Genomic DNA, 8391 nt, shown 5'->3' on the forward strand with positions numbered 1-8391 from the left:
GTCTTGATCTCGCGCGGGCGGGCCCGCTCAGACCTGGATCGCCTCGGGATCGGTCTTCTCGAGCTCGATCGAGGAGGCGAGCAGGCCGAGCCGGCCGACCACGCCATACATGTAGAAGCGGTTCGGCGGCGCGGCGCCCGGCTTGGCATGCGCGTCCGGCAGGGCGGTGTGCTCGAAGCCGAGCGGCACATAGTGCATGCCCGGCGCGTTGAGGTTCTGGTCGCGTTCGCGCGCCGAGTGGGTGCGGTAGAAGCCGCCCACCACGTAGCGGTCGATCATGTACACCACCGGCTCGGCCACGTCGTCGCCGATCCGCTCGAAGGTATACACGCCTTCCTGCACGATCACGTCGCTGACCGGCAGCCCGGCCTTGGTCTCGGACATCTGGGCGCGCTCGAGCTTGGTCATGCCGCCGATCTCGGAAGCATCGTGCACGGTCATCACGCCGCGGCCCGCGGTGCCCGCGTCGGCCTTCACCACCACGTAGGGCTTCTCGCTGATGCCGTATTCGCGATACTTGCGCGCGATCTTCTTGAGCACCGCGTCGATCGCGTCGGCCAGCGCCTCGCCGCCGTTGCCGGCCTGCCAGTCGATGCCGCCCACGTGGGCGAAATAGGGATTCACCATCCAGGGGTCGACGCCGACCATCTTCGCGAACTTCTTGGCCACGTCGTCGTAGCAGGCGAAGTGGGTCGACTTGCGACGCACCGCCCAGCCCGCGTGCAGCGGCGGCAGCAGGTACTGCTCGTGCAGGTTCTCCAGCACGTCCGGAATCCCGCCCGACAGATCGTTATTGAGCAGGATCGAACAGGGATCGAAGTTCTTCAGGCCCAGGCGGCGCTGCGAGCGCTCGAGCGGCTCGAGCACGATCTTCTGGCCGTCGGCGAGCGTGATCGGCGTGACATCGGTCACGCTCGGGTCGAGCGAGCCGAAACGCACGTTGAGCCCGGCCTGGCGCATGATGGTGGCCAGCCGCGCGACGTTCTCGAGATAGAAGGCGTTGCGCGTGGGCAGTTCCGGGATGACGAGCAATCCTTTCGCATCCGGGCAAATTTTTTCAATCGCGGCCATCGCCGCCTGCACGGCGAGCGGCAGCACTTCCGGCGGCAGATTGTTGAAACTGCCGGGGAACAGATTGGCGTCGACAGGCGCGAGCTTGAAGCCGGCGTTACGCAGGTCGACCGAACAATAGAACGGCGGCGTGTGTTCCTGCCACTCGAGGCGGAACCAGCGTTCGATCGCCGGCGTCGCATCGAGGATTTTCCGCTCCAGCTCGAGCAGCGGACCGTTTAACGCCGTAACGAGGTGGGGAACCATGAATCACTCGCGAACAGGAGAAAAAAGATTGTAGAGCAATTACCTTGCCCATTTGGGGATTGTTCCCGGCTTCGCAAGGAAACACCGTATCTTTTTCTCGCTATTGACCCGATTGCCGAAAGGGTTATCCCGGCACGGGATCGCGCGATTCACGACAGGGACATGAGCGGCAGATAGGGCCGGCATCGGCCCTTCAAAACACCCGGTCGAAAAAAAACCCGCCGGGAAGGCGGGCCGAAGTCGCTGCGCTCATTCTTTCGATCGGGCGGCGCGCCGTCGGGCGCCGCCGCCCGGGCCCCGGGACCTGGGGTCCTCGGGGCCTTCCATCCGATCATTACTCGACGTGTTCGCCGTGCAGGATCACGTCCAGGCCTTCGCGCTCCTCTTCTTCCGTGACGCGCAGGCCCATCACCATGTCGATCACCTTCAGGATGATGAAGGTCACGATGCCGCTGTAGAGCAGCGTGATCGCCACGCCCTTGGCCTGCACCAGCAGGCTGCCGTCGAAGCCGCCGATGTCCTTGACCGCGAACACGCCGGTCAGCAGGGCGCCGAGGATACCGCCCACGCCGTGCACGCCGAACGCGTCGAGCGAGTCGTCGTAGCCGAGCTTGATCTTGAGCCAGGTGGCCGACCAGAAGCAGACCACGCCGGCGGCGATGCCGATCACCAGCGCGCCGCCCACGCCGACGAAGCCGGCTGCCGGGGTGATCGCCACCAGGCCGGCGACCGCGCCGGAGACGATGCCGAGCACCGAGGGCTTGCCCTTGGCGATCCACTCCGCGAACATCCAGCCCAGCGCCGCGCAGGCGGTGGCGATCTGGGTGGTCAGCATGGCGAAGCCGGCACGGCCGTCGGCGGCCACCGCGGAACCCGCGTTGAAGCCGAACCAGCCCACCCACAGCATCGAGGCGCCGATCAGCGTCAGCACCAGGTTGTGCGGGGCCATCGCCTCGCGGCCGTAGCCGACGCGCTTGCCCAGCACCAGGGCCGCGACCAGGCCGGCGATACCGGCGTTGATGTGCACCACGGTGCCGCCCGCGAAGTCGAGCACGCCGTCCGAAGCCAGCCAGCCGGTCGGTTCCCAGACCATGTGCGCGATCGGCACGTAGACCACCAGCGACCAGATCGTCATGAACACCAGCATCGCCGAGAACTTCATGCGGTCAGCGAAGGCGCCGCAGATCAGGGCCGGCGTGATGATCGCGAAGGTCATCTGGAACACGCAGTAGACCGATTCCGGGATGGTCGTGGCCAGGTGGCTGACGGTCAGCGTGGTGGCCGTATCGCCCTTCACGTAGGCCATGCCCGAGAGCAGCACCCGCGAGAAGCCGCCGATGAAGCCGTTGCCCGGCGTGAACGCGAGGCTGTAGCCGACCACCGTCCAGAGCACCGTGATCAGCGCGGTGATCGCGAAGCTCTGCATCACCGTGGCCAGCACGTTCTTCTTGCGCACCATGCCGCCGTAGAACAGCGCCAGGCCCGGGATCGTCATGAACAGCACGAGCGCGGTGGAGGTCAGCATCCAGGCGGTGTCGCCCGAGTTGATCTTCGAGGAATCGACCGAGACGGGCGCGGTCGGTGCGGCGGGCGCGGCGGCGGCCGGCGCATAGGCATGCGAGGCCAGCAAGTCGCAATAGCCGCAAGCCGACAAGGCGTCGCGCGGCAACTCGTGCCGGTCGACATGCTGCGCCGCCGCGCAGATCGGCGCGTCAGGCCGATGCGCGGCCGCCGCTTCCGCCAGCTGGCTGGCGAGCGGCATCAGCACCAGCAGCCAGATGGCCAGCAGGCCAAGCCAGGCGGTCAGACGACGTCGGGAGGAGATGGGCGACAGCATCGCGCGATGGTAAACCACTGCGGCGCGATTTGCGTCGGGAATGTGTCAGGCGGGACGGCGGAACGGGCTTGCGCGCTGAAAGGTGAGGCGATTTGTCGCGTGAGGCAATCGGCGCTGGGGCTGGGGGCAGGCGCAGTGAAGACGAATGGTGGTTTATCGGGCGGTGGCGTCGCGCGGGGTGCGGCCCTTCACGCCAGAAGCAGGACGGCGCGAATGCGCGCGCCGCAGGCTGCCCCGCCCGCCGCGCGCATTCGCCGTGCCACGCTCACCCTCACGCGCCCGGCGCCAGGTCACGGATCGCCGGCGTGGCCGACGGAATCCGTCCCGCGGCCGCCAGCACCGAGCGGCCGGTGGCCGTCAGCGCCGGTCGCGCGACGCCGTCCTCGTGCGGCTCGACCGACACCAGACGGTGTTCGAGCAGCGTGTCGATCTCGGCGCGATCGGGATCGATCCCGTCGGGCGCGCCGTGGATCAGCATCAGGGTGGCAAGTTCGTGTGGGCTCAGCATGGTCGACTCCGAAGGCAGGGCAGCCGCGTTGCGAACGCGGGGACATCGGAAATACCGTATCGACGTGACGCGATGATGACGAAGGCCGCGCGCGGGGCGGCCGGGCCTGTCGCTACGGTGGAGCGTCGAGCGTGGCGGTGGCACCCGCGACATGCTCGATATGCTGTCATGGACCGCGCGCGACGGCCGGCCGTTCCCCTCGATTGTGTTACCGAGGATCACCGTTGCCAGGGGCGGTAAGCGAGGCCTCGCCATCGCACCGCACAAGCCGCGCGCGCGACACGGGCGACGCTCGCGCGCGAGCCCCGCCAGCGCGACGTCGCGACCAAGGCTGGCCGATGCTGCGCCGCGCGAGCGGGGGCGAAACGCGTCCTTGCATTGCGCTCGCCGCCCGGGCGAATTCACTGCACGAAACGCTGCAGCTCGATCGTCTTCGGCGCGCCGAAGATCTGCTCGGGCGGCCCGCTTTCCCACACGCGCCCCTGGTGCATGAACACCACCTGGTCGCTCACGGCGCGCGCGAAGCGCATCTCGTGCGTGACCATGATCAGCGTCATGTCCTCCTTGGCGAGGTTCTCCACCACGCCCAGCACTTCCGCCACCAGCTCCGGATCGAGCGCCGAGGTGATCTCGTCGCACAACAGCACGGCCGGCTTCATCGCCAGCGCGCGGGCGATCGCCACGCGTTGCTGCTGCCCGCCGGAAAGCTGTTCCGGATAGGCGTCGAACTTGTCGCCGAGGCCCACGCGCTCCAGCATCAGCTCGGCGATCGCGCGCGCCTGGTGGCGGTTGGCCTGCTTGACCACGGTCTGCGCCAGCATCACGTTCTGGCCCGCGCTCAGGTGCGGGAACAGGTTGTACTGCTGGAACACCATGCCCACCTTCAGGCGCAGCGCGCGCAGGTCGCCGCGGCGCGCGTCGACGGTGGTGCCGTCGATGGTGATCGAGCCGGCGTCGATGCTCTCCAGGCCGTTGAGCGTGCGCAGCAGGGTGCTCTTGCCCGAGCCGCTGCGGCCGATGATGCTCACCACCTGGCCACGCTCGACGCTGAAGTCGATGCCTTTCAGCACATGGTTCGCGCCGAAGTTCTTCTCCAGCGCGCGGGTTTCAACGAGCGGCATGCCATTTCCTTTGCAAGACGCGCGCCCAGCGGGTCAGCGGATAGCAGAGCGCGAAATAGATGAGGGCCACCAGCCCATAGACCAGGAACGGCCGGAAGGTCGCGTTCGAGATCACGGTGCCGGCGCGGGTCAGCTCGGTGAAGCCGATGATCGAGACCAGCGCGGTGTCCTTGACGGCCTGCACGCCGAAGCCGACGGTCGGCCCCACGGCGATGCGCGCGGCCTGCGGCAGGATCACGTGGCGCAACTGCTCGAGATAGCTCATCGCCAGGCTCGCCGAGGCTTCCCACTGGCCGCGCGGCACCGCCTCGACGCAGCCGCGCCAGATCTCGGCCAGGTAGGCGCTGGTGAAGAAGGTCAGGCCCAGCGTGGCGGCCACCCAGGGCGGCACGTCGAGGCCGGCCAGCGGCAGCCCGAAGAACACCACGAAGATCTGCATCAGCAGCGGCGTGCCCTGGAATATCTCGATGTAGAGCTTCACGGCGCCGCGCAGCGCGACATTGCTGGACACGCGCATCGCCAGCAGGGCCAGCGCGAGCGCGCCGCCGAGCACGAACGAGACCAGCGACAGCACCACGGTCCAGCGCGCGGCCAGCAGCAGGTTGTGGAGGATCTGCCAGAAGCTGAATTCGATCATCGCGCACCTCCCGCGCGGCGCAGGAACAGGCGCCGGCCGGCGGTATTCAGCACGAAGCGCAGCAGCAGCGCCATCGCCAGGTAGGCCAGCGTGATCACGAAGTAGGTTTCGAAGGCGCGGAAATTGCGCGACTGGATATAGCTGGCCGCGTAGCTCAGGTCGGCCACCGAGATCTGCGAGACCACCGCCGAGCCGAGCATGGTGATCACGATCTGGCTGGTCAGCGCCGGGAACACCTTGGCGAAGGCCTGCGGCAGCACCACGTGGCGGAACGCCTGGGCGCGCGACATGGCCAGCGCGGCGGCCGCCTCGTGGTGGCCGCGCGGCACCGCGGCCATGCCGGCGCGCACGATCTCGACCGAGTAGGCGCCCAGGTTCAGCGTCATCGCCAGCACCGCGGCCGTCACCTCGCCGATGTGGATGCCCAGCGCGGGCAGGCCGAAGAACACGAAGAACAACTGCACCAGGAAGGGCGTGTTGCGGATCGCCTCGACATAGGCGCCCGTCAGCGCGCGCAGCCAGGCCAGGCCCGGCGCGCGCGTGTCGTGCGCGGCGGCGCCGAGCACGCCGATGGCGAGGCCGAGCACGGTCGACGCGGCGGTGAGCGCGAGCGTGGTCGCCGCGCCGCTGGCGAACATGCCGGCGTAGTCGGCGAGATCGCCGAACTGGAGCTGGTAGGTCATCTCGAGGCTGGGTTGGTTGGGCTTCGGGAGGGGCGGCGCCGCGTTGGGCCGCCCCGGCAGGTCAGGCGCGGGCCGCGTATGGCGTCGCCGCGAGAGCGCCGCGGCGGATGTCGCCCGCGGGCCCGCGAGGGACGGCGTTCGCAGGCCCGCAACGGATCTCGGTCACGGGCTCGCGACGACCTTCGCTCAGGGGCCCGCGACGACGCTCGCTCAGGAGCTCGCGACCACCGTCGCTCCGGGCCGCGCGCCGCGCGTCGCTCACAGACCGGCCGGCAGCGGCTGGCCCAGCCACTTCTTCGAGATCGCGTCGAGCGAGCCGTCCTTCCTGGCCTGGGCGATCGCCGCGTCGACCTTGGCCAGCAGGCGCGGCTCGTTCTTGTTCAGGCCGACGAAGCAGGGCGAGTTCTTGATCACGAACTTGGTTTCGGGGCGGCGCGGCGGGTTCCGGGCGAGGATCGCCGCCGCCACGATGTTGCCGGCCGCGATCAGCTGCACCTGGCCCGACAGGAAGGCCTGGATGGTCGCGTTGTTGTCCTCGAAGCGCTTGATGGTGGCGTTCGGCGCCATCTGGGTCAGCGCGATCTCCTCCAGCGCGCCGCGCGTGGCGCCGACGGTCTTGCCCGTCAGGTCGGCCGGGCCCGCCACCTTGATGTCGGCGGGGCCGAACACGCCCTGGAAGTAGGGGCCGTAGGCGGCCGAGAAGTCGATCACCTTCTCGCGATCGGGCGTCTTGCCGAGCGAGGAGATCACCAGGTCCACCTTGTTGGTGGTCAGGTAGGGAATCCGGTTCGCGCTGTTGACGGGCACCAGTTGCAGCTTCACGCCGAGCGACTTGGCGAGCAGCGCGGCGGTGTCGATGTCGTAGCCCTGCGGCTGCATGTCGGCGCCGACCGAGCCGAACGGCGGATAGTCCTCCGGCACCGCGACGCGCAGGGTGCCGCTCTTGGTGATGGTGTCGAGCGCGTCGGCCTGGGCGGCGTTCGCGCCGAACAGCAGCAGGGCGGGGGCGGCCAGCAGCGCGGCGAGCCAGGCGCGGCGGGAGGAGGTGCGGTTCGGTCGGAAATCCATCGCGGGTTCTCGGGTGGTCTTGTCGGTGAATCGGAGCGGTCTGGTCGAGCCGTCGTGGCGGCCCCCGGTGATTTAGCAAGAGCCGGGCCATGTGCCCTTCGGCTGGTCTGGCCACGCGGACCGGCGCGGCGGCGCGTCGATGCACCGTTTTTGCGCGGCGGCGATGCGTCATTCGGGTGCGCAAGCGCGAGGAAGGCGCCGAAAACGGGCGTGGACAGGGCTGGGCGGGATTCGGATCGAGCCGATCTGACGTGATGGCGGCCTGCGACAGAGGCGAAAAGCAGGCCCAGGCTTTGTTCATACTGGTATGACCAGTGAGGGCAAAGGCCGGCATTTCCGTTGATCGCGGCCGGCGGATGAATCGAATCATGTCTGCCGGGATCGGGCGCCGCGGCAAGGCTGGAGCCCCTGCTCCAGGCCCGGCGGCGGCCGTCGCGACAGGCGCCCGGCGGTCCTCGCCGGCTCGCCACGTCGTCAACCCGCCCCTTATTTCGCATGCATCGAGCGATTGCACAAAGCTGTCAGTTATATAAAAATGCGAATGATTCTTATCTTCACTTCGGATTCGAAGTGCTTGCCGCAAAAGGGGTTTCCTCGATGTCCGCCGTCCTCTCCGACGTGCAACGTGAAGTCAGCACCTTGTATCTCGACCATCACGCTTGGCTGCAGGGCTGGCTGCGCCGCAAGCTCGGCAATGCCTCGGACGCGGCGGACCTGGCGCAGGACACCTTCGTGCGGGTGCTGAGCGCCTGGAGCGGGGCCGGCGGTTTCGATCCGCGCGAGCTGCGCGAGCCGCGCGCCTACCTGAGCACGGTCGCCGGCCGCCTGGTGCTCAACCATTACCGCCGCCTGTCGCTCGAACGCGCCTGGCTCGAGGCGCTGGCCCTGCTGCCCGAAGCCTGCGCGCCCTCGGTCGAGGAGCGCTGCCTGGTGCTCGAGACCCTGCACGAGATCGACGCGATGCTCGATCGCCTGCCGCCCAATGTACGCACCGCCTTCCTGCTGTCTCAACTGGAGGGGCTGACCTATGCCGAGATCGCCCTGCGGCTCGGCATCAGCGATCGCACCGTCAAACGCTACATGGTGAGCGCCTACGAAGCATGCCTGCTGCTGACGCTGTGAGCGCGGCGGCCGATCGCGAGGCGCCGCCGCTCGATTGCGCGGTGGCGCGCGCGGCCGCCGGCTGGGCCGTGCGCTTGCGCGAGCGCGCCTCCGCCGAG

Annotated in this window: 8 protein-coding genes; 1 reads left to right on the top strand and 7 read right to left on the bottom strand. The window is 68.5% G+C overall.

Going from position 1 to position 8391, the window contains the following annotated elements; genetic code table 11:
• Nucleotides 1-27 precede the first annotated feature (27 nt).
• The 7 genes from gshA to F3J18_RS18990 form a co-directional block, all read right to left on the bottom strand.
• Nucleotides 28-1317, bottom strand: a complete 1290-nt coding sequence (gene gshA, locus F3J18_RS18960) for a glutamate--cysteine ligase (RefSeq protein WP_013699475.1) — start codon at nucleotides 1315-1317, stop codon at nucleotides 28-30.
• Nucleotides 1318-1651: 334 nt separating this feature from the next.
• Nucleotides 1652-3154: an ammonium transporter gene (gene amt / locus F3J18_RS18965; RefSeq protein ID WP_166913642.1), complete on the bottom strand. Its 1503-nt coding sequence runs from the start codon at nucleotides 3152-3154 to the stop codon at nucleotides 1652-1654.
• 271 nt (nucleotides 3155-3425) lie between these two features.
• Complete coding sequence (locus tag F3J18_RS18970; RefSeq protein ID WP_036034613.1) at nucleotides 3426-3662, bottom strand: hypothetical protein; 237 nt, start codon at nucleotides 3660-3662, stop codon at nucleotides 3426-3428.
• Between the two features lie 401 nt (nucleotides 3663-4063).
• Entirely contained in the window at nucleotides 4064-4783 is a 720-nt protein-coding gene (locus F3J18_RS18975; protein ID WP_025100937.1) for an amino acid ABC transporter ATP-binding protein, read from the bottom strand.
• The gene (locus F3J18_RS18980) at nucleotides 4770-5420 is read right to left on the bottom strand and encodes an amino acid ABC transporter permease (protein ID WP_166913643.1); all 651 of its coding nucleotides are present in this window, start codon (nucleotides 5418-5420) and stop codon (nucleotides 4770-4772) included. The genes F3J18_RS18975 and F3J18_RS18980 overlap by 14 nt, the downstream gene beginning before the upstream one ends.
• Complete coding sequence (locus tag F3J18_RS18985; protein WP_025100936.1) at nucleotides 5417-6103, bottom strand: amino acid ABC transporter permease; 687 nt, start codon at nucleotides 6101-6103, stop codon at nucleotides 5417-5419. The genes F3J18_RS18980 and F3J18_RS18985 overlap by 4 nt, the downstream gene beginning before the upstream one ends.
• Before the next feature lie 258 nt (nucleotides 6104-6361).
• Nucleotides 6362-7171, bottom strand: coding sequence for a transporter substrate-binding domain-containing protein (locus F3J18_RS18990; RefSeq protein ID WP_166913644.1), 810 nt, complete (start codon nucleotides 7169-7171; stop codon nucleotides 6362-6364).
• 597 nt (nucleotides 7172-7768) lie between these two features.
• Between F3J18_RS18990 and F3J18_RS18995 the strand changes: the two genes are divergently transcribed.
• Nucleotides 7769-8293 (top strand): sigma-70 family RNA polymerase sigma factor, encoded by a 525-nt coding sequence (locus tag F3J18_RS18995; protein ID WP_025100934.1) that lies wholly within the window; start codon nucleotides 7769-7771, stop codon nucleotides 8291-8293.
• Nucleotides 8294-8391 lie beyond the last annotated feature (98 nt).

Origin of the sequence: Burkholderia sp. Ax-1720 (assembly GCF_011753035.1) — a bacterium.
GTDB classification, from domain to species: domain Bacteria; phylum Pseudomonadota; class Gammaproteobacteria; order Burkholderiales; family Burkholderiaceae; genus Burkholderia; species Burkholderia gladioli.

Bases quoted from the DNA above. Each gene is read 5' to 3' on its own strand.
- gshA (WP_013699475.1), bottom strand. From the start codon at position 1,317: ATGGTTCCCCACCTCGTTACGGCGTTAAACGGTCCGCTGCTCGAGCTG.
- amt (WP_166913642.1), bottom strand. From the start codon at position 3,154: ATGCTGTCGCCCATCTCCTCCCGACGTCGTCTGACCGCCTGGCTTGGC.
- F3J18_RS18970 (WP_036034613.1), bottom strand. From the start codon at position 3,662: ATGCTGAGCCCACACGAACTTGCCACCCTGATGCTGATCCACGGCGCG.
- F3J18_RS18975 (WP_025100937.1), bottom strand. From the start codon at position 4,783: ATGCCGCTCGTTGAAACCCGCGCGCTGGAGAAGAACTTCGGCGCGAAC.
- F3J18_RS18980 (WP_166913643.1), bottom strand. From the start codon at position 5,420: ATGATCGAATTCAGCTTCTGGCAGATCCTCCACAACCTGCTGCTGGCC.
- F3J18_RS18985 (WP_025100936.1), bottom strand. From the start codon at position 6,103: ATGACCTACCAGCTCCAGTTCGGCGATCTCGCCGACTACGCCGGCATG.
- F3J18_RS18990 (WP_166913644.1), bottom strand. From the start codon at position 7,171: ATGGATTTCCGACCGAACCGCACCTCCTCCCGCCGCGCCTGGCTCGCC.
- F3J18_RS18995 (WP_025100934.1), top strand. From the start codon at position 7,769: ATGTCCGCCGTCCTCTCCGACGTGCAACGTGAAGTCAGCACCTTGTAT.